This is a genomic window from Phytoactinopolyspora endophytica (genome assembly GCF_004138495.1).
GTDB lineage: Bacteria > Actinomycetota > Actinomycetes > Jiangellales > Jiangellaceae > Phytoactinopolyspora > Phytoactinopolyspora endophytica.
Genome location: NZ_RZHA01001800.1, coordinates 1 through 842, shown reverse-complemented (window position 1 = coordinate 842; position 842 = coordinate 1). Strand labels below are relative to the sequence as shown.

Below are 842 nucleotides of genomic sequence, written 5' to 3'. Positions count from 1 at the left end.
TCGAGGGTGACGGTGACGTTGCAGTGGGTGGCGTCGGAGTGTTTGGCGGCGTTGGTGAGTGATTCGGTGGCGACGAAGTAGGCGGCGTTTTCGATGGAGGTGGGGAGGCGTTGGTCGTCGTTGAGTTGGATGTTGAGTGTGGTGGGGATGGGGTTGCGGGCGGCGGAGGCGGCGAGGGCTGCTTTGAGTCCGCGGTCGGTGAGGATGGGTGGGGCGATGCCGCGGGAGAGTGCGCGTAGTTCGGTGAGGGCTTCTTCGGTTTGTTTGAGTGCGCCTTCGACGAGGGGTGCGGCGGCGTTGGGGTCGTCGTCGAGTCGTCGTTGGGCGGATTGCAGGTCCATGGTGAGGCGGACGAGGCGTTGTTGGGGGCCGTCGTGGATGTCTCGTTCGACGCGGCGCAGGGTGTCGGCTTCGGCTTGGACGACGGCTTGGCGGCTGCGGTTGAGTTCGTCGGCGCGGGCCCGCAACGCCGCATTCTCATTGGTCAGCATCGCCCAGGCGATCGACGACTCGATGGTCGCCAGCGTCCGTGCTACGTAGGGCAGGGTCACCAGGAACACCACGGCGACGGCGGTGTTGAAGGCGACGTCGGCGGCGAACGAGTCCCATCCGGTGATGAGCTCGAGAAGTCCGGTGCTGTCTTCGTCACGAGGGTCGTCCCTGGGAAGCGACCAAGCCCACAGCGGATACGTCACGTTCAACGAGGCTGCGGTCCAGGCGAGCGTGAACGACCAGGTGAACACGCGCACCGGCAAGACGAGCAGACCGTGGCTGAAATCCCGCCAGAGCTGCGGGTCCCGGAGGTAGCCGAAGACGCGGGAGAAGCCGGTCCCGCTCGGTTT

The 842-nt window shown here is 65.9% G+C and carries 1 protein-coding gene; it reads right to left on the bottom strand.

The window, feature by feature from the left end; genetic code table 11:
- Positions 1-842 (bottom strand): sensor histidine kinase (locus tag ELR45_RS34240; RefSeq protein WP_205857833.1); only part of this gene is annotated, 842 nt, incomplete at both ends.